Source organism: Alicyclobacillus herbarius DSM 13609 (assembly GCF_000430585.1).
GTDB lineage: Bacteria > Bacillota > Bacilli > Alicyclobacillales > Alicyclobacillaceae > Alicyclobacillus_G > Alicyclobacillus_G herbarius.
Map to the genome: position 1 here is coordinate 150834 of NZ_AUMH01000005.1, position 19084 is coordinate 169917.

General features: G+C 56.5%; 19 protein-coding genes. 8 read left to right on the top strand and 11 right to left on the bottom strand.

Annotation, left to right across the window (positions count from 1 at the left end; all coding sequences use genetic code 11):
• The first annotated feature begins 99 nt into the window (after positions 1-99).
• Complete coding sequence (locus H522_RS22280; protein WP_051343918.1) at positions 100-1749, top strand: S53 family peptidase; 1650 nt, start codon at positions 100-102, stop codon at positions 1747-1749.
• A gap of 166 nt (positions 1750-1915) precedes the next feature.
• Here H522_RS22280 and H522_RS0105130 read toward each other — a convergent pair whose 3' ends face one another.
• From H522_RS0105130 to H522_RS0105170, 8 genes are all read right to left on the bottom strand, one after another.
• Entirely contained in the window at positions 1916-2713 is a 798-nt protein-coding gene (locus H522_RS0105130; protein ID WP_051343919.1) for an ABC transporter permease, read from the bottom strand.
• Positions 2697-3416 (bottom strand): ABC transporter permease, encoded by a 720-nt coding sequence (locus H522_RS17750; protein ID WP_155836206.1) that lies wholly within the window; start codon positions 3414-3416, stop codon positions 2697-2699. Before H522_RS17750 ends, H522_RS0105130 begins: the two co-directional genes overlap by 17 nt.
• Complete coding sequence (locus tag H522_RS17755; protein WP_051343921.1) at positions 3319-4056, bottom strand: ATP-binding cassette domain-containing protein; 738 nt, start codon at positions 4054-4056, stop codon at positions 3319-3321. The genes H522_RS17750 and H522_RS17755 overlap by 98 nt, the downstream gene beginning before the upstream one ends.
• Positions 4057-4251: 195 nt before the next feature.
• On the bottom strand, positions 4252-5826 hold the full coding sequence (locus H522_RS0105145; protein ID WP_026961484.1) for a SagB family peptide dehydrogenase: 1575 nt from the start codon (positions 5824-5826) through the stop codon (positions 4252-4254).
• A gap of 21 nt (positions 5827-5847) precedes the next feature.
• The gene (locus tag H522_RS0105150; protein ID WP_026961485.1) at positions 5848-7779 is read right to left on the bottom strand and encodes a TOMM precursor leader peptide-binding protein; all 1932 of its coding nucleotides are present in this window, start codon (positions 7777-7779) and stop codon (positions 5848-5850) included.
• Positions 7734-9728 carry a putative thiazole-containing bacteriocin maturation protein gene (locus H522_RS17760; protein WP_051343922.1) on the bottom strand — a complete coding sequence of 665 codons (1995 nt, stop codon included), beginning with the start codon at positions 9726-9728 and terminating at the stop codon, positions 7734-7736. Before H522_RS17760 ends, H522_RS0105150 begins: the two co-directional genes overlap by 46 nt.
• Before the next feature lie 480 nt (positions 9729-10208).
• Entirely contained in the window at positions 10209-10607 is a 399-nt protein-coding gene (locus H522_RS0105165; protein WP_026961487.1) for a DUF7376 domain-containing protein, read from the bottom strand.
• 79 nt (positions 10608-10686) lie between these two features.
• Positions 10687-11025 carry a L,D-transpeptidase gene (locus tag H522_RS0105170; protein ID WP_026961488.1) on the bottom strand — a complete coding sequence of 113 codons (339 nt, stop codon included), beginning with the start codon at positions 11023-11025 and terminating at the stop codon, positions 10687-10689.
• On the opposite strand from H522_RS0105170, the gene H522_RS22475 reads away from it, so the two are divergent.
• Positions 11006-11176, top strand: coding sequence for a glycosyl hydrolase family 95 catalytic domain-containing protein (locus tag H522_RS22475; RefSeq protein WP_425386999.1), 171 nt, complete (start codon positions 11006-11008; stop codon positions 11174-11176). The genes H522_RS0105170 and H522_RS22475 overlap by 20 nt on opposite strands.
• Positions 11139-11270 carry a hypothetical protein gene (locus tag H522_RS22285; protein ID WP_281173073.1) on the top strand — a complete coding sequence of 44 codons (132 nt, stop codon included), beginning with the start codon at positions 11139-11141 and terminating at the stop codon, positions 11268-11270. Before H522_RS22475 ends, H522_RS22285 begins: the two co-directional genes overlap by 38 nt.
• Positions 11271-11339: 69 nt before the next feature.
• On the opposite strand, the gene H522_RS0105175 is transcribed toward H522_RS22285, so the two are convergent.
• On the bottom strand, positions 11340-12368 hold the full coding sequence (locus H522_RS0105175; protein ID WP_026961489.1) for a Gfo/Idh/MocA family protein: 1029 nt from the start codon (positions 12366-12368) through the stop codon (positions 11340-11342).
• A gap of 178 nt (positions 12369-12546) precedes the next feature.
• Here H522_RS0105175 and H522_RS0105180 point away from each other — a divergent pair, with 178 nt between their 5' ends.
• Entirely contained in the window at positions 12547-12879 is a 333-nt protein-coding gene (locus tag H522_RS0105180; protein WP_026961490.1) for a hypothetical protein, read from the top strand.
• 94 nt (positions 12880-12973) lie between these two features.
• Here the strand turns inward: H522_RS0105180 and rarD are convergent, their stop codons facing one another.
• Both rarD and H522_RS0105190 read right to left on the bottom strand, forming a co-directional pair.
• Positions 12974-13906: an EamA family transporter RarD gene (rarD, locus tag H522_RS0105185; RefSeq protein ID WP_026961491.1), complete on the bottom strand. Its 933-nt coding sequence runs from the start codon at positions 13904-13906 to the stop codon at positions 12974-12976.
• Positions 13907-14063: 157 nt separating this feature from the next.
• Positions 14064-14900 carry an AraC family transcriptional regulator gene (locus H522_RS0105190; RefSeq protein ID WP_051343923.1) on the bottom strand — a complete coding sequence of 279 codons (837 nt, stop codon included), beginning with the start codon at positions 14898-14900 and terminating at the stop codon, positions 14064-14066.
• 135 nt (positions 14901-15035) lie between these two features.
• Between H522_RS0105190 and H522_RS17765 the strand changes: the two genes are divergently transcribed.
• The 4 genes from H522_RS17765 to H522_RS0105210 all read left to right on the top strand — a co-directional run bounded on the left by H522_RS17765 (position 15036) and on the right by H522_RS0105210 (position 18744).
• Positions 15036-15827: a sugar phosphate isomerase/epimerase family protein gene (locus H522_RS17765; protein WP_051343924.1), complete on the top strand. Its 792-nt coding sequence runs from the start codon at positions 15036-15038 to the stop codon at positions 15825-15827.
• A gap of 19 nt (positions 15828-15846) precedes the next feature.
• Entirely contained in the window at positions 15847-16815 is a 969-nt protein-coding gene (locus H522_RS0105200; protein WP_026961493.1) for a Gfo/Idh/MocA family protein, read from the top strand.
• A 136-nt stretch (positions 16816-16951) separates the two neighbouring features.
• Positions 16952-17887: a carbohydrate ABC transporter permease gene (locus H522_RS0105205; RefSeq protein ID WP_051343928.1), complete on the top strand. Its 936-nt coding sequence runs from the start codon at positions 16952-16954 to the stop codon at positions 17885-17887.
• 11 nt (positions 17888-17898) lie between these two features.
• Entirely contained in the window at positions 17899-18744 is an 846-nt protein-coding gene (locus tag H522_RS0105210; protein WP_051343925.1) for a carbohydrate ABC transporter permease, read from the top strand.
• Positions 18745-19084 lie beyond the last annotated feature (340 nt).

Consider the following 19084-nt stretch of genomic DNA (forward strand, 5'->3'; position numbering starts at 1 on the left):
CAATTCTTTTTGATATGGAAGAGGATTCCTTTTGCGCGCGCGTCTCGGCGCGTAAACTGGTGAAAAAGGGGGCAACACACAAAGGAGGTTCGGAAGAGCGTGGAGATTCGGAGAGTCGTGTACGCCACAGGTACGGTCGTTCCGAACAATGGACAAGGCTATTTCCCAGCAGACATCAAGCGACTCTACAACTTTCCGGACAACTTGACGGGCCAGGGTCAGACAATTGGCATTCTGGAGTTTTCCAACGGATACAACCTGCGTGATGCCCAACAATTTTGGCAGATGCACGGGATCACCGCGCCGCAGGTGACGTTCGTCTCGGTGGATGGGACGCCCAATGACGGGGGCACCAGCTCGGATGATGAGGAGGCCACATTGGACCTTCAGTGGGCTGGTGCGCTGGCGCCTGGGGCGCGCATTGTTGTGTACGAGGCGAACGCGGGCAGCACGTATGACGAGTTTGCCCAGGCGGTGACACGGACCCTGGAGTACATCCTCAAGGATACCCAATACCAGCCGTCGGTACTGTCCATCTCGTACGGGGACGGAGAGGTCTCCTTCAACGCGGACGATCTCCGGCAGTGGGCCGATTTAGTGGCCCAGCTGGATGCGAAGGGGATTACGGTCTGTATTGCTTCTGGCGATCAGGGAGCGTACGGGCTGCACGATACCAGCGGTCCGAAAACCCGCCACGCGGACGCGCCGGCCAGTGTACCCGCGGCAATTGCGGTCGGTGGTACGTCCCTCCAGCCGGACGGCCAGGAAACAGCCTGGACGTACAACAGCCCGGAGAACGGTGGGGCGACCGGCGGTGGGTTCAGCAGCGTCTTTGCCAAGCCCGATTATCAGTCCGGGATCTCCGGAAACGGTCGAGGTTTGCCGGATATCGCCTGCAATGCCGATCCGGTCACGGGATACCAAATCATCTTTCAGGGGCAAGCGGCTGTAGTGGGCGGTACGTCCGTCTCCTGTCCCGTGTTTGCGGCGCTGGTGGCTCTGGCCAACCAAGCTCGCGAGCAACAAGGCTTGCCGCCTCTATCCGGTCTCGCCAAGGTCCTGTATTCGGGGGCGGCTGGTCTGGGGTACCGGGACATCACGGTCGGGAATAACACCTTCAACGGGGTGACCGGGTACAAGGCCGGTCCAGGCTGGGATGCGTGTACAGGGTTCGGATCGTTTGATGCCAGTCAATTGATTTCGTACCTGTCCACACTGCCAGCTGCCACGCAACCGTCCCCGACGCCCACTCCCGATCCGCAGCCGACACCGGCCCCGCAGCCACAGCCGTCACCAGCTCCTAAACCACAACCAGAGCCCAATCCTGCACCGACCCCGCGTCCAGAACCGCAGCCGGTGCGCAGCCATCGCCACTACCCATCGCCGCGGCGCACCTGGGAGTTCATCGTCCGTGTGAAGGCGGTGATTCAGCGGGTGGAGGCGGATGTCCACCATGATGGCGCCTCTCATCACCATTTGTTAATCGATAACATTCGCGTGTTGAAGGTCTGGAACGGAACGCAGTGGGAGGTGGCCGACAAGGCGTTTGTCGCCATTCGCTACGGGGATGAGCTGGGGCTCCCAGGACCCATCCCAAATCTGGCCGCGGGGCAGACGATTGAGTTACAGGGTCGTTACATCTCACAAAACGATGTGTATCCGAGTATCGGCAATCCGGGCGAAGCGGTCATCGACGAGACTCATCACCCGTTTGGGTTTGTCGTGTACGAAGGTCAAATGTATCGGTAAGCAGAAACACAAGGTTGGACTTGGAATCCGGCAAGCCTTTCGGGTCTGCGTGAAACTCATAGTGTCGTGGTACGACCTCCTGATGGGAGAGGGCTCAACCTCAACTCCATCAGGAGTTTTTTACGTGAATCAAATCCAGGTAGTCATTCTCTATGGAGTTCCGGCTCTAGCTGCGTACGGTGAGGCGATTGCCGGATGTATACACGCGCAGCCCGAGTTGAAAGACCTTGTATGCCAGCCCCACCTCAAGGACACCGACGGCCAGGGAAATCCACATCAGCCATGGGTGTACCGCGTCGATCACCGCTAGGGGCAGGGAACTGACGAGCCCGGCTGGAACAATGCCAAAGATGAGGACGCGGATGACCACACCGTGAAAGATGCCGGATGGATAGTGGGAAAAGGTGAGAAACACTTCAGCCAGTTGTGCCCCCAAGCCTTCACGGCCGCCGATGAAGAATACCAGCGACTGGGTCAGGACGACAAATCCGATGAGCAAAAGGGTGCAGGCAGATACACTTACCAGCGTCTGGCCCAGCGCCGGCAGGGTGTGAGGCGTGGCCAAAAGCAGCATCCCCAACCCGAAACCCACATCCCCCCAACCGACCACGTTCTGACGAGAGATGAGGGCATGGTAAAGGGGCGGCCTGGGTTGGCTGAGATAGATGTCCAGTTCCCCTTCGGAGATGATACGGCCCAGGTTCAGCGCGTTTCCGAACACGATGTCCATGATGCCGAAACTGAAGGCGGACAGGCCCCAGAGGTAGAGAATATCGGTTCGGTGCCAGCCTTGAACGACCGAAAAGCGGGCAAAGTAGAGCAGCCAAAACATTACCCAAATTCCGTCGTTGAACGCCATGCTGGCCACCTGCAGCCAAAAACTCGAGCGGAACGCATAGCTGCCCTTGAGGTTGAACCAAAAATAGGCCAGCGTCAGTCGAAAGGTCTTAGCCACCTTGGACATAGAGCCGTCTCACCCCCTGCCGATAGAGAAGCCCGCAGAGCACAAAGCAAAGCAACATCCAACCGACGGCCAAGCCCACGCCTTGACCGAGGTTATACCCAGGCGCGTGGACCAAGGTGCGGGCGGGAAGGTAGGCCACCACTTGGAACGGCAGCCAGGCACAAAAGTGCGCCAGCCAGGTCGGGAACAGAGGCAGCGGGATCATCATGCCCCCTAAAATCATCACCAGGCGCGAGAGAATTAGGTCGAGACCGCGTCCATCCTCCATCCAGAAGAGAAGTAAGCCCAGGGTCATGTTGAGGGCAAATTGGGTCGAGACCGCGACGGCCGTCACGCCAAGCCCGCACCCGAGAGAACCCCAGGTCACTGGCGGGGGGCCAAAGAAAAAGGTGGTGACGATGCCGGCGAGGATGAAGTTGACGAAGATACGTATACTCGCCTCTCCCAGGTAGTGGGCAAAGTTGTATCCGATGTACCCAATGGGCTTGGTCAAGCGGTACGCAATATCCCCGTGCTTGATTTCTTCCGCCAAGCGCTGCATGATGTGCGGGCAGCCCATGACAATCGATTCTGTGAAGGCTAGGTACCAGACCATTTGGTTCACGCTATACCCTGCGATGGTCGGGCGCCCACCGGCTGCGTAGGTCGTGGACCATAGTTCCGAGAACACGTACATGATGACGACGAGGAAAATGCTCCGCACCAGTTGTTCCCCGACATACGCCCACTGGTTGCAGACGGCAATGCGATATACGGCCGCGTACTTCCACCACCAGCTTTATCCGGGCGGGCTCCAACGTTTGTACCTCCACCCCCTCGCAGGCAAGGTCGAAGTCGGGCTCTTGCAACTGTAGGTGCACCTCTTTATAGTGCAGGAAACGGTTGACCAGCTGCGTGGTCGGACCGTCAAACAGCAACCGTCCCTGGTTGATGACCAAGACGCGGCGGCAGAGGGACTCCACGTCGGTGGCGTCGTGCGATGTGAGAAACACGGTCACGTCTTCCTGCTGGTTCAGGTCCCGTATGAGCTCGCGAATCGTCTGTTTCACCACCACATCCAGGCCAATCGTCGGCTCGTCGAGAAACAGGATGCGCGGGCGGTGCAGGAAGGAGACGGCAATCTCGCAACGCATACGTTCGCCCAGGGAGAGCCGTCGCACCGGGGTATCCATCAGGGCGCTCAACTGGAACCGTTCAACCAGTTCATCACGTCGCCGGCGGTATTCCGTCTTAGGGAGGTCGTAGATGCTAGCCATCAAGTCGAAGGTGTCGCGCGGTGGGAGGTGGTACCACAGTTGCGACTTTTGCCCGAACACGGTGCCAATCCGATAGGACAGTTGCACGCGCTCCTGCCTCTAGTGATCGTCAATTCGGCAGGGGGAACGCGCCGCCAGGGAAGGCGCAGCCTGCGTCGCCGTGCCTGTGGAAACACCTTACACAGCTGTTGCACCTCAATAATGTTCTGCACCTTCAACTTCCCCTCGCGTTTTGAGCGAGTATACGAAGGGGAAAGTTTGCTGTCAATCCTTTTCACAGACCTACCCGCGCAAGTCTGCCTGCAGCCTCATAGGAGGTCGATGCGCCCCCACGGGGATCTGTATTAGGCAGGTCTTGCCCTCTGCCGGCAACGCGTACAAGGTGTCAACCGTCGGCGCGTCAAAACCGAGCAACGGGTGGCCGTTCATGCCCAGTGCAGATGCCGCGAGCAGCAGGCACTGGGTGAGAATGCCCGCCTCCATCTGCTGGATGCGGTACCCACGAACACCAAGCACGTCTCGCTGAATCCCCCTCTGACCGACGACGTGGACACAGACTGGCACCTGAAACAGGTTCACCGTGTACATGGACAATGCCTCGTGCAGGGACATGCGGGGATCTCCCGACTGAATCCGCTGCAGTCCGTGGCATCCACTCAGGTACCGATACACTCCATCTGGAATGTTCACCACGTTGTGCAGGCACACGTACAGGGAAACATTGCAGCCCTTCTCAGCGGGTGACCGAACGTCGCTGTCGTGACGGAATAAAGCCGCCGTCTCATACAACAGTTCTGCTAGTTGAAGACTCGAGACTTTCTTCTGAATAAAATCCAGTGCCGGAGAATACCGCTTGCGACTCACCTCCGCGAGGTCAAATTCCATCGGCTCAACCTGAGGCAGGGCGACATCTATCGATGGTTCAGCGGGCCTTGTAAGGGGCGGTGGGTCTAGAAAGTCATTCGTTGATTCCAGAAACGATGCCTCGTTGCAGCGGGTCAAGAGAGGATAGCTGCCCAGCCGTCGGGTCTTCAAGGTGTATTCATGGCATGTGCGGGGTAGCTCTTCCCGCAACGCACTCGCAGTAACGGCAGGCGCATGCCGCTCCGGGTGGAACCACTCAAGGGGAGGCTTTGTCGACAGTGGAACGACGGCATACACGCTCTCCTCAGACTCAGAAAATCCCAGCAAGTGATTCAATGCGCGGTCCAGAAACTGGTAACAGACCACCGCATTTAGACTAAGCCGTTTCGCCACCGCAAGTAGCTGTCCCAGAACCGCCCCCGCATCCAGTCCTTGTAAACGGTAAGAAAAGTTACAGTATTTAAAAAAGTTCTTCCAAAACACAGTAGAGACAAATGCGACTCCACAGCAGTCCGCCAAGTCGCAGCGGTGGCCAAGTGCTTGCTCCAGAAACGGATCGAAATGTCCCTCGCGCAACAGGACCAACTGGTGATGGGCAGCGTTATAGTGATAGACGCCAAGAGGCAGTTCGTCCAGTTTCAGGTAGACGTACAGCTCACTCGGATATAAGCCACCGCCCGACGGGACAAATCGCCTCAATTGGAGGGAGGTGTCGACCTCCATGGTGCCCCCTTCCCCCGGATAGGCCGACTGGCTGACCATGCTCACTCCGTACACGTACCACAGCAACCCGCCGAGGGTCTGCAAATCTAGCGGATGTGGGGAAGTGGGGCCAGTCAGGACGAGCGGGACGGTCGTTGGCAGCGGAAAGACTGGCTGTCCTCGATACAACTTGAAGGTCAACGGCGCGTCTTCCCAGTCCACCTCCCATTCCGGTGGACGCGCCTTGTCCGTGTCGTAGTGCAGTTGGTAAAAAAGTGTGTTGAGGTCCATGACGTGCTGCCTCCTATTCCTTTATGGAAATGGGTGCGGGTACGGGTTCAATTGCTCCCAAGTTAACGGTTCGCTCGTGTAGCCGAGCTGAGCAGGAACGGTCAGCACGCGGTTCAACCCGTGCAGTCGAGTTAGATGGTAGCCGAAGGTCATTGGCAGCATCCCGGGAATGATCACCTTCACGCAGTACAGACCGTTTCGCTTTAACTCTGGAGCGGTCTGGTCAACGACCACGACGTCCAAACCTTGACAATTCAGGGTATCCAGGACGATGCGTAAGTCATCGGTTAGGTCGGCGTGCTGGGGCCACAGTGGAAATGCGTCCTCCAGTGTGCACTGCTCTTGGCTGGAGAGCAGAAACCGCAGCCGCTGCTCCGACTCTGGCAAACTGTACAGCAGGGAGTGGTCCTCCATCTGGCGAACGAGCGCCGAATCACGGTACATCCGCAGGGCCGCGGCCCGGTCCATTGGCTGCGCTCGCAAATTTGCGATGGTACCTACCACCTCGTGGATGGCACTCTTAATGGCGCGTACTGGCTCCAGGTGACTGCCTCCCGCGCAGATGAGATGAGGTCCTTGTTTGCTCCGGTTCTTCGCCACCGCAAAGATGCTTGGAATTCCATGCTCCATGGTCGCGTTATACAAATACAGATGGTATCCAAGCTGGTGGCGTAGAGTGAGCAGCATCAGGTCGAGCTCGGGATCCGTTGCGGAACTGAGGTTCAGGCGCGGCAGAGGCAAGCGGGCGTACCAGGTCAACAGAAACGAGTCCCGCTCCAACACTTCCAGGATTCCGTGCAGGATGGCTTCTTCTAGCGATCCGCCCACGGCGCACCCGTTCGATGTTTCGTAGACAAAGCCGCCCTCAGACGTCACACTGTAATACGCAATCGTCCGAGGCACGAGTACAGGTTGCTGGCGCTGAAACGAGTACCCCCACACCCAGTCCATCGTCATGTCCGGGTGGTACGGTTGAAATGGGAAGTCAGGCTGTCTGTATGCCGCCGGATGGTGCAGGCCAACCCGAGCGGGGTCCAGCGCCTGGTCGGCCAAGTTGCGGTAGCTGTCGTGGACCACCGTGCGCTTGGCCCGCGGCTCTATACCACAGTAGCGCTCCAGAGCTTCGAGAATGGCAGTTAGCTCGCTTTCCGCAAAGGAGAAACTGCGGCCAGCCGTCGCTTCGTCTCCAGCCGGCAAGGGCAGGTTCACGCTGGCCGTCGCCAACGGGGTCGCCAGATCGTGCATCTTCCCGTTCAGTAGCCCGGACCGGTAGTCGAGGTAGTCCCTCTGCAAGCATGGCCCGAGTGCTTCCAGAGACACCGTCCGATATACGTCGGGCCGCGATTTCTTCCTCGGCTGCAGCTTGATTTTGGCCGCGTCGGGTGTATCGTCCGGCATTTGGCCACACACTGGACAAAGAGGGTTCGGGAGTACCACATGCAGTGAAGTAGCTAGGGTCTTCAGGTGTACCCGGTACACGCGTCCGTCCGTTTGGCAAGCTATACCCGCCAAACGGCGGCGAGCTTCGGAGGCCACCAGCTGAGCGATATGCGACAAACCGGTGTTCGTCGCCCACACGTCGCGTGGCAGGCCTCCACGCTCGGCCAGAACCGTCCGCAATTGCCACATCTCGGGTCGATCCGCTCCCGCCATCCATTGCCTGTAGTCGGCGCACTCGGAGCACCCCTGGACCCCGGGTTGTACAAGCGGCCCGACAATCCCCATACCGAGCCAGACAAACGCGCCTAGCCAGGGAATACGGGCCGCCCGGCACGCCGCTTCCGCCCGTTGGTGCACCGCCGGATGCCAGCCATCGTGCAACACCAGCACCAGGCCGACGTTGGCCGGCAGCAGATGTGCCAAGTCGGTTTGGCGCACGACGTTTAGATCCGCCAATTCCCGCGCCGTCAGTTGCGCGAGTTTCCCTTCCCCAATAACCAGAACGGTGTCCACTGACGCCCCTCCTCCCGCAGGACGACCCCGACGACGCCGGCCAATGGGGACTGAAACGCCGGTTCAACAGCGAGCTCCAACACGCGCACGGCGGTCCCGGCTCGCTTCAGGGTCTTTAGCGCAGAGCGGACGAGGTCTGACCAGTCGAGGGTTGAGCCGTCCGGTATCGCCTGGCGAACGGGATTGCCTTCTGCGCAGCACAAAGCGTCTGTTTCCACGACAAATGCATTCTGCGGTACGGTTCTCCCGTTTTGGGCACGTGACAGTGCCTGCTGCAGTACACGCCGCAGCGCCAATCCAGGATGTATCGATGGGGCCCCGTACCACATTCCCGCCGACCGGACCCAGAGCCCTGGAAAGCCGTGTATTTCGGGTCCCCATCCGAACGCTGGCAAACCGTTCAGCGCCGTCAAGGCTTCCAGATAAAAGCGAACGGGATGGTCTGCCACTTCCGTCAACTGCAGCTGCCGCAGCGGTTCCGGTTCCGTCGTCCCAGTCATTGTCCTGGCCAAAGTGTTCGTCAGGCACTTGTGTAGACCGCGGTAAACCGCTTCCGCCCACGTGGCCCCCGTTCCGACGCCCATGTACGCATCGGGTCGAATGTCAAGTTCCGATTCGCTAAAATTGAACCCTTCCAGAGTCCGGCCTGCGTACACTTCAACACCGTAGAGTCCCGCCTCCCTGCGCGCCTCCTCGTGCGTGAGCCCGTTGCAGATCTCTTCCTGCAGCAGTTGGGCGGGCCCAGGGGACAACGGATCGACCGGTTGAACTTTACATTGGGCGAGCGGAAGTTGGGAGAGTGCCCCTTCCGCCCATTCGTGAAGGATGCCGGTGAAGGGTGAGGTCAGTTCCTGAAAGCGGACCATGAGCGGGTCGTTGTCCGTAAGATCGGCATGATCGTGTTTCAGGCGGTGATCCACGTCCGAAACTTCCGTCACGTGGACCTCCCCCGAAACCAGGGGATGCGGCCGAATGGGGTGCCATGTTCCTTCCAACGTTTCCTGATTGAGCAGGTAGATTTGCGTCTCCTTGGCGGAATCCGCCACTCCAGCAACGTACTTCAGCCACTCAAAGACCATGACGTTGGCGAGAAGAGCTCGCGTCGTGGGGGATATCCTGGAGTGTTCGACGTTTGCATCCAAGCAGGTTGCGTGCAGCCGTCGCCACACGGACGCCCAGCGGAGGGATGTGGTGGGTGCCAGTAGTGGCCCGGCGATACCAATGCCTCGATGGAACAGGGCGGGCAGGAACACTTTCTCCTGTTCTCGACAGTACTGCTCCACACGCTGCAAGTCTGCCAGATCGACTGTCTCGGACACGTAGAACACCGCGTCGTATCCCGAGATTGCGGCGAGCCAGGAATGGGTTCCCGCGGGCTCGAGAAGGGCCATGGTGAGGTCCGGATCGTCCCGCTGTGCGTGTTCCACCAATTCCCTAAGGCGATCACGGTTCGTTTGTGCGGGATGAGTCACCATCACACCGACCTTTGCAACGCCGGACGTCAACAGGGCGGATACGAGGGCATTGAGAAACGAACCGTACCCCACGGCAACGACGGGCCGCTCACGATACCGTTCGAAATGGTATCCGCCAGACCCAACCGTGTTGTCGAGAAACTCGATTTGACTCGCATAGCAGCGCTGTAGTGCGGCGGACAGTCCGTGTGGTAAATCCCCTTGCAAATCCCTGACGAATCCGTTCTGATATAAGACATCGGCGATTTCATAAATCCGTCGAACATATGGCTCGGGCAGTCCGTCGGTTAATTCAGCTAATGTATGTTCTCCCGTGAATACTGGAACCAGTTTTTCGATCCACTCGTCAATGCCGCGACCTTCCATGCGGAGCCACCCCGTGTTACTCCGGAAGTACACCGCTCCATCTGAATTCGGCAGGTAAAACGTGTCCGCTTTGACCTTTAGCCGCGACAATGGCCCAACGCTCGCCATGGCCATCCTCCTTCCCATATCCGAACCATTCGTTCCGGTATTCCCATGATATGTAGGGCGGTTTGTCCGGTCACAAAAAAAAAAGCCCCTTGCAGCGAAACTTCCGCATAGGGCTCCAACGATACGTATTCCTCCAGTGTCCAAAGTAACTGGAATGGATATGACGTTCTTTTACCAACAGCGGCCACAACCGAAGCAACGAAAACAGCGGAAACAGGCGAAGCACCTAAAACAGTTGAAACACCGGAAGCAGCGGAAACAACCCCATTGGGCGAGGGATACGTCTTTCCCGTCCTGTTCTTCCGACGGTGTCAGATCACTGGCCTTGAACTCGTCAAGCTTCAGTTTCTTGACATCCTTTTTAAAATCATCCACTGACTTTCCTCCTTCCCTCGTCATGTTGTAGATGTATGTACGAGCGAGTGACGAGGAAAGGGCAACTACCTCAATATAAATGACCCAATCATGAAGGTATGAAAACTATTTCTCAAAACGCACGACCCAGGAGACAGAGGATCTGGTCACTTTTCGTTGCAACACATCCTCTGGAACTTCACCGAGCTTGGCTAGTGCCTCCAGCTTATCCTTATCCACCACCTCGACCAGACACTTTTTGCGGACAGCTGGCGGTAACAGGTTCGCCAACTCCGCCGTGTCGTACGTGGTATAGCGCGACGTCATGACGGGCCGCTCTTGCGGCACCAGTTGAATCCACCCACCTCCATTGGAGTGCGCCATCTGCTCCAAATCATTCTCTTTCATGTACACCTCAATGACCTTGCGCAGGGCATCCATTTTCTTTTCCAGCTGTTTTGCTTCAGCGTACAGTTCCAGGTAGTGATCCACAGCGACCTGCACATCTGCGCGAACGTTTCCCATGTACATCCCCCTTCATAGGTAACCTGTAGATCCTATGAGAGGAGTTGTTCTACCAACACATTTTTGTTTGCGAAAGATATTACGGGCGAATCGTCACGCGCGTGCCCACGGGGACCAGCCGTGCTAACTTCAGCACATCTTCATTATGCATGCGGATACACCCTTTGGATACCCGCTTGCCAATGGACGCCGGGTTGTTTGTGCCGTGAATCCCATACCCGGGTTTGGACAGACCAAGCCAATAAGCACCGTAAGGTCCCCCCGGATTGGGTACCTTGTTGATGATGTGAAATTCACCGGCCGGCGTGACCGACACCATTCTCCCAATCCCTACCGCAAATCCCCGCGTTACTTTACTGTCTTCCAGCAGATACAGATGTCTATCCGATAGATCCACGATGATCCGGCGCTTTGGCATCCCCCTCACGCTCCTCGCTCTAGCGTATGTGAGGGAGCCGCGGAGTGCGCACGGAGCAAACCTCCAGTCGACACTGCCCAACCCGTTCAATACCCACCCGGCGTTTCAGATTGATGGGAACTTTAGCGGCACGGCCGGGATTCGCCCTTAACGTCGGGATTTCGATTCGTCACGAGTACGTGCAGCCGGGGGTGGTTTTTTCGGTCTACGCGGGGCAAACCTACCTGTTGGCGGTGGCTCCGTAGTTCAGGCGCAGGCGGTTTATGCGTAGCGCCCGCGTCCGCACCCGCACCCGATCCGCTCGCTTCACCGGATTACAACAAACCGGCGCACGGTACCTTTTTACCACTCTTGGCGCTTTCGAGGGCCGCAAACACCATGGCGATGCTCTTGAAGTTGTCGTGGCAGTCCGTTTCGGCGGCACGCCCCTCCTGCAGCGCGGCGAACATTTCGTCGAGGCACCCGGCGTGGCCTTCACGCCCCGGCCAGGTGAACTCCGCCTCGACGTGCTCAGTGGCGCGCAGGAAGGCGGCGGGTGTAGACGGACGGATCACGTCGGCATATGGGGCTGTATGACCGTCCCAGATGGCGGTGCCACGGCTGCCCGTGATGCGCCAACTGGCTTCCCATGAGGTCGGTGCCCCCTCGGCACACCAGGACCCCCGGTAGCAAAATACGCTACCGTCCGACATTTCGAAAATGCAGATAGCGGCGGCGTTGCCTTTATACCAAGAACCGGGCGGGTTGAACTCGTGGCAATAGACGGACACCGCATCTGCGCCGGTCAGAAAACGGGCCTGGTCGAAGGTGTGAATCGCCATGTCGACGATGAGAGGACTGTCCATATCATCGCGGAAGCCGCCAAAGTGGGGCCCGAGGAAGAAGTCGGCGCAGACCATGCCGACCTGGCCAATCGTGCCATTGGCGATTAGCTCGCGCAGGGCGCGGATGTTGCGATTGTAGCGGCGATTCTGCATGACCGCGTAGGTCCGCCCGCAGGCCCGGGCGGTTTGTATCACCATCTCTGCTTCTGGCAGGGAGGTGGCCAGCGGTTTTTCGCCCATCACGTGGCATCCCAGACGCAGGGCGGTCGTTACCACCTGTGCGTGCGTCTCCGGGATGGTCACGTCAAAGACGAGATTGGCCTCAGTACGGGTGATGGCTTCCTCCACATCGGTGAACGTTGGGCACTGAAGGTGGAATTGGTTTGCTTTAGCCTCGGCCACTTCCCGGCGAATATCACACAGTGCGGCGATTTCCACGTCACGGCGTTCCATCGCATATTCAATCCAGCGGTTGGCCATGCCCCCGCAGCCGACAACGACGACTCGAAACGGTTTCACGAAGTTGTCCTCCTCGCCTTGTTCTAGGGATTCACCCGGGTTTTCGCAGTTCTTTCTCTGCTCTAGTCAGTCTATCACGAGTTTTTGTAGGATGGATGAGCTACATGCATGGAGGTCTCGTCGTACTAAGAAGGATCCATGGGGTACAATGAGACAAGACGCGTGGGGAGGGTGTTCGATGAGAAATTGGTTCACACCGTCGGCGTGGGTGGTACCGATTGCGCTGGTCGTAGGCTTGATTTTAACACGGCTGATTGGCCCGAAAGCCACGCACCCCGGCTTCATCCTGGGCATGGTCGCGTTGGTCACCGGGTTAATCTTGGTGCATGAACTGCGCGATTTTACCAAGGGGCCAGGGGTTGCAGTGGTGTTGGCTGTCCTCGTTTTGCTTGAGGTGGCCGCCCTCGTCGTGGTCATCGTGAATAACGATCCGCTCGAAATTTGGTTTGCCTCGGCCTACGCGATGTTCTCCTTGGTTCTCCTGGTGGTGCGGTGGTTCCGGCCTAGATAGGCGCGGTGTAAAGGGGTGAGCATGCCAGGCGTACCTTGCTGCAACGTACAATGTTAAGGGGACGCCTGGGTTCTCTCTCGTTTCGTGATGGGTGTTAATGATGAACGATGACGCCGTGGACCAGCTTGTGCTCAACCCAAGCGAACGGTCGCGTCTTCGCTACGGTGAACAGGGCCAAGGAGACCCAAATGAGGATGAACGCCATCAGGTCCTGTTGGTTGAACGGTTCATGATATAAAAATGTGCCAAGGATCAGCATGATGGTCGGAGAAATGTATTGAAAGAAGCCAATAAGAGACAGCGGAATGCGGTTGGCTCCATGGGCAAACAGAAGCAAGGGCACCGCGGTGACAATTCCGGACAACAGCAGCCAAATCCATTGTACATTCGCCGTTGGCAGGGCATGACCGCCGCGGGTGTAAAAACAGGCGAGAAAGATGCCTGCCACAGGTGTCATCACAGAGGTTTCAATCGTCAACCCGGTCATGGCGCCCAGGTGCACTGTCTTCTTAAACAGGCCATACAGGCCAAAGGATAGCGCAAGAATTAAGGAAATCCAAGGGAAGGTTCCCGTGTGTACGGTCAGTAACAGAACCCCCATAAACGCCACAATGACCGAAACGATTTGCCACATCGATAATTTTTCTTTCAAGAACACAACGCCTAGCAAGACACTGACGAGTGGATTGATATAGTAGCCCAAACTGGCTTCCACCACGTGTCCGTGGTTAACAGCCCAGATAAAGGTATACCAGTTGATGGTGATGAGGATTGACGCGCTCACCATCAGCAAGGCCTTTTTCGGGGCGGCAAGTAGGCTTTTGATGTCTGTCGTTAAGTCCCGCACGTGCCGAGTCACGACGAGCAGGAGAAGCATGAATGCAAACGACCAGATAATCCGATGCGCGAGAACTTCATCCGCCGCAGCTCCGTTCAACAGCTTCCAGTAAATCGGCAGGATGCCCCACAGCAAGTAGGCGCCAATGGCCGACAACGCGCCGGTCATCTGCTCGTTTTTGTGCCCCATGGTCACGACGTTCCCCCTTGATCTTGGATTCGTTTCCAGAAGCACGCACTCCTAGAAGTACGGATTGCCAAAAGTACAGACTCATTGTAGAGAGCTGCACCGTCCGGTTCAAGGGGAGGGGGGCAGGGGGCTCGCGGTTCACGAGCCTCTAGGTTCGTCAGCCCAGATACTTCCTTCGGTACTGCTCGGGCGTCAGGCCTTCAAAGCGACGGAACGTCGAGATAAAGTGACTGGCGTCATAAAACCCAACCCGCCGGGCTATCCCTTGCACGGAAATCTCCCCATTTTCAAACAGGAGCTCCTTGGCCTTGGCAATTCGAAACTGCAGCACGTATTGGTACGCGCTCACGCCAAACACGCGTTTAAACAAGGTGTTGACGCGCTGGGGACTGATGCCTAGCTTGCCAGCCATCCATGCCAGCCCCACATTCGGATTGGCGTATTCCGTCTCCAACGCGGTCAGTACAGGTATCAGCTTTTCGTGCCACTTGGCGAACGGGGATTGCCCGTTTACCCGGCCGTATTTGCGCAAGTGAATGAGAAACGTGTACACCTCGATACTGCCATTGAGCCCTGTGTAATCGTATCCGGACTCGGAATACGTATCAAAGTGCTCATGAATCCGGGCCAACGGGGTATCGGCATCCCAGGATAAAGCCATACCGGTGGGGATCCCGATGGTGGAGACAATCCCATGCGCAAGGACCCCGTTAAACGTCAGGAACCAGGTGGTCCAGTTGGGGCTGACGGCATGGTAGCGGTGCGGGGTGTTGGGGCTAAGCAAAATCCCTCTGTTTGCAGGTAGTTTTATAGCCTTTCCATAGACGACAAATTCTCCAATGCCACGCACGGTGTGCAGCCAGTGATAGGCGAAAAATCCGTGCTCACGGACAATCTCCTCTTGATGCGGTCGAACACCGACGGAATCAATGTGCAAGGGTAGCCGTTGTTCCCACTCAGTCGTCACCAGATGGTTTCGCTCGCCAGTTCGCAATCGCGTTCTCCCCTTTCATTTTTTCCTATCTGCCATAGATTATTTTATATTCTAATTGAATGCGTTTTCAGATAGAATACCAGTAACCCAAAGGCAGAACCTCTCATGGCGGCTGCCGACGAGGAGGAGGATTTGATGCGCTTTGCCGTTCAGGAAAATCTCGTTCCTGGTAATTCATTTCGAGAAAAGATCGAGAACTTGCAATCGTTTGGGTATGAAGGGGTAGAGCTGCGGGGGGATGGCCTGGCTGCACGAATCGGCGAGGTTCGCCGCGTTCTCAAGGATACCGGTGTTACGGCCACGTGCATTTGCGGTGGATATAAGTTTGGCTTGTTGTTCCCCGACAAAGACGAACGTGCCCAGGTCCGTCAGGAGATTCGTTCCCTTTTGTCCTTGGCCGGGGAGGTGGGAGCCGAGGGCGTGATCATCGTGCCTATTTTTGGAGCGCCGAGGCTGCCTGACCTCAGTCCGTGGCGGACGGTTGAGACTGTGGAGGAAGAACTGTTGGTCGAGCAGCTTGCAGAACTGGCCGAATACGCCGGAACCCAAGGCACGAAGTTGATTCTGGAACCGCTCAATCGCTACGAGACCCATTTCCTGCGCCGCGTTCACCAAGCCGTTGCAATTTGCGCGCGCGTGGGATCGCCGCACATCACGGTGTTGGCGGATCTTTTCCACATGAACATCGAGGAGGTCTCCATTCCGGACGCCCTGCGGGAGGCGCGGGAGTGGCTGGGATATGTTCACCTGGCCGACTCCAACCGTCTGTTGCCCGGTATGGGACACACAGATTTCTCGGCCGCTTTTGCGGCATTGAAAGAAATTGGCTATCAGGGGTGGATGTCGTTGGAGTGCGGTGTTCCTGAAGGTGTCGGTGAAGCCTTGGCACGTAGTCTGCGTTTTATGCAATCTCAACTGCCAAACTGACCGGGAGGGATGATACAGAATGACCTTACGCATCGGTTTCATCGGTGTCGGCGGCATTGCCGAGGTCCATATACGCAACATCGCAGGCCTTGAAGAGGCCAAGGTGGCGGCCATGTATGACGTGAACCCGCAGCGCTTGGACGAGATGGCCCGCCGCTACGACTGTTTCGCCTACTCGGACCTCGAACAGATGTTGGCGCAGGAAGAATTGGACGCTGTGTACATCTGCGTGCCGCCGTTCGCTCACGGAGACATCGAATTCACCGTTTTAGCCCACGGTATTCCGATGTTTATTGAAAAACCGATCTCGATTGGGGAAGAGCCGGCGCGACAGATCCTACAGACGATTGAGGAGCGCCAGGCTCTCGTTGCCGTTGGTTACCATTGGCGGTACGCGCAAGCCGCAAGATTGGCGAAGCAGGCGCTTGCCGAACACACGCCGGGCATGATGCAGGGGTACTGGTTTGGCGGCATGCCGATGGTCCCCTGGTGGCGGAAAATGGACACCTCCGGTGGACAAATGGTGGAACAGACCACGCACATTGTCGACCTCGCCCGCTACCTGGTCGGGAATGTCACGGAGGTCTACGCCGTCTATGCGCAGCGTGGCATGCAGGACATTGTCGACGGGGTCACCGTTCCGGACGTAGGCAGCATGACTCTGCGTTTTGAAAACGGCGCGATTGGCACCATATCGAACACCTGTCTGTTGAACCAAGGCTACACCGTTGGTCTCGACATTTTGACCCGCGATGTCATCTACGAGGTGCGCAGCGACGGCTTGACCGAACGCACGGCTCACCAAACCACATTCCGACGCAATCCGGAAAACGCGTATCTGATTGAGGATAAAGCGTTTCTTGCTGCGATTCAGAGCGGTGATGTGAGCAAGATTCTTTCCCCATATGCGGACGCCTTCCTGACCCAGCGGGTAACCGCCGCCGCGAACCAGTCGGCAGAGACTGGGCGACCTGTTCGCCTGGACTGAGTCTTAGGGGAATTCGTCTGTAGGGCCGTGGTTTCAGCGGCCTTGCATGACGGTTCCCCTTTCCACAACGCAATGCACCGAATGATTCATTACACCCCGTTTGCAAACAGGAACGAGGGAGGGAAAACCTATGGCAATGGCTCAGGCGAACGTGAAGCCACCGTCCACGCAAGTTTCATCTCGTGCAATTGTATGGAAGCAAATCAAACGCCACCGAACCATCTACCTGTTTATCTCACCGTTCTACATCTTGTTTGCCGTGTTTGGGCTGTTTCCGATTGTCTTTTCAATTTTCTTGGCTTTTCATTCTTGGGACGGTTTGGGTCCCATGCAGTACGTGGGAATCAAGAATTTTGAACTGGTGCTCACGGACTCTCAATTCTGGCAGGCAGTCCTGAATACCTTGATTATCTGGGTTGAGTCCACAATACCGATGCTGTTCTTTGCGCTTGTGATTGCGTTCCTTCTGAACTCGGCGTTTGTGAAACTGCGAGGCGTGTGGAGATTCAGCTTTTTCCTTCCGAACATCACGTCGATTGTTGCCGAAGCTGTATTATTTGGGGCGTACTTTCAAACAAAATTCGGTTTGCTTAACTATCTGCTCGAAAAACTTGGCTTTGGCGCCGTCGACTGGCTGAATTCGAATTTCTGGCTGCAAATCGCAATTGCGATTATGATTATCTGGCGCTGGACCGGATATAACTCCATCATCTACCTTGCCGGACTTCAATCTATTTCTGAGGATCTTTATGATGCTGCGCGCATTGATGGTGCCTCTGTGACACAAACCTTTTTCCGCATCACAATTCCCCTTATGCGCCCAATCATATTATTCACCGTCATTATGTCCACTATCGGAGGCATGCAGGTCTTCACAGAACCACAAGTGCTGACCAACGGCACTGGTGGACCAGGCCATGGCGGAGTGACCATGGTTCTCTATCTTTACAACCAAGCCTTCGGAAATCATCTTTTCGGTTATGGATCTGCAATTGGATGGTTCCTGTTCCTCATTATCCTCCTTCTCTCATTACTGAACTCCCTGCTTGTCAACCGTATTTCAAAATCCTGAGGAGGGTTACTATGCGGAGGGGAATTGATAGCAAGGGGATATCTATCACGAAAATCGCACTGTATCTATGCCTTATCGTGTGGTTTATATTTTCCGTGTTCCCGTTTTACTGGTTGTTTGCGATGTCGACCCGGAACACTTCGAGCATCTTTTCGTATCCCCCGAAGTTAACCTTCGGAGGCTTGTTTGCGACCAACCTGCATCACCTGCTGGCAGCGGTGTCGTTTTTCCACAGCATGTGGAACAGTCTGTATGTGAGCGGATTGAGCACTTTGCTCACCTTGTTCTTCACATCGTTAGCCGGATTCTCGTTCGCCAAGTTTGATTTTCCGGGGAAAAAGCCCCTCTTTCTGATTCTGCTTGGGACCATGATGATTCCAGGCCAATTGAGCCTCGTTCCGATGTTCAGCATCATGAAGACCTTGCACTGGGTGGATAACTTGAAGGCGCTCATCGTTCCCGGTCTGGCCAGTGCCTTCGGGATATTTTGGATAAAACAGTTTGCTGAATCCGCCATCCATGACGACCTGCTCAATGCGGCGAGAATTGATGGCTGCGGTAACTTTCGCCTTTACTACAACGTTGCCCTGCCCGTTCTTCGCCCGACCTTGGTGGCGTTAGGGATCTTCTTGTTCATGGGAGCCTGGAACGATTACCTCTGGCCTTTGGTAGTGCTCAACAGTCCGCAAAAATTCACCGTTCAGGTGATGTTGTCCTCCCTGAACGGGATTTACTTTAAAGACTACGGAATGATTATGGCCGGAACGCTGTTGGCGACGCTGCCTCTGTTGATTTTGTTTGCCATCTTTAGTCGAAAGATTATGGGTTCAGTGGCGGTCGGCGCAATAAAGAGCTGATGCTTACCACCGTTTGGTACCGTGTAACCGCTCACGCTATTTGACGGCGAGTGAGCGTTTTTTTTTGTCATTTTCAATGTCGGAGGATTCTTCGGATGATTGTCGTATCACGATCCGTATCGTAACGACAATCATTACGGAGGTGAAAAAAGGAAGAGAGACCCTGCAGGTTGGCCGCCTCTGAGTCTCTCTTCCGGTGCCCGGTTGTTACCGGGTGCAACAATGGCTATGCCCTCATATTACAGCGCTCCCTTTGCTGACGTCCAGTCCTATATGCAATTTTGTGAGGCTCCTGACCTGGATGCGATTCGCCCGCCGGAGTGCCAGCACTGTGGGCATA

Bases quoted from the DNA above. Each gene is read 5' to 3' on its own strand.
- rarD (WP_026961491.1), bottom strand. From the start codon at position 13,906: ATGGGGCACAAAAACGAGCAGATGACCGGCGCGTTGTCGGCCATTGGC.
- H522_RS0105165 (WP_026961487.1), bottom strand. From the start codon at position 10,607: ATGGGAAACGTTCGCGCAGATGTGCAGGTCGCTGTGGATCACTACCTG.
- H522_RS0105200 (WP_026961493.1), top strand. From the start codon at position 15,847: ATGACCTTACGCATCGGTTTCATCGGTGTCGGCGGCATTGCCGAGGTC.
- H522_RS0105210 (WP_051343925.1), top strand. From the start codon at position 17,899: ATGCGGAGGGGAATTGATAGCAAGGGGATATCTATCACGAAAATCGCA.
- H522_RS0105130 (WP_051343919.1), bottom strand. From the start codon at position 2,713: ATGTCCAAGGTGGCTAAGACCTTTCGACTGACGCTGGCCTATTTTTGG.
- H522_RS22285 (WP_281173073.1), top strand. From the start codon at position 11,139: ATGGGAACTTTAGCGGCACGGCCGGGATTCGCCCTTAACGTCGGGATT.
- H522_RS22475 (WP_425386999.1), top strand. From the start codon at position 11,006: ATGATCCGGCGCTTTGGCATCCCCCTCACGCTCCTCGCTCTAGCGTAT.
- H522_RS0105170 (WP_026961488.1), bottom strand. From the start codon at position 11,025: ATGCCAAAGCGCCGGATCATCGTGGATCTATCGGATAGACATCTGTAT.
- H522_RS17760 (WP_051343922.1), bottom strand. From the start codon at position 9,728: ATGGCGAGCGTTGGGCCATTGTCGCGGCTAAAGGTCAAAGCGGACACG.
- H522_RS17765 (WP_051343924.1), top strand. From the start codon at position 15,036: ATGCGCTTTGCCGTTCAGGAAAATCTCGTTCCTGGTAATTCATTTCGA.
- H522_RS0105180 (WP_026961490.1), top strand. From the start codon at position 12,547: ATGAGAAATTGGTTCACACCGTCGGCGTGGGTGGTACCGATTGCGCTG.
- H522_RS0105145 (WP_026961484.1), bottom strand. From the start codon at position 5,826: ATGGACCTCAACACACTTTTTTACCAACTGCACTACGACACGGACAAG.
- H522_RS0105205 (WP_051343928.1), top strand. From the start codon at position 16,952: ATGGCTCAGGCGAACGTGAAGCCACCGTCCACGCAAGTTTCATCTCGT.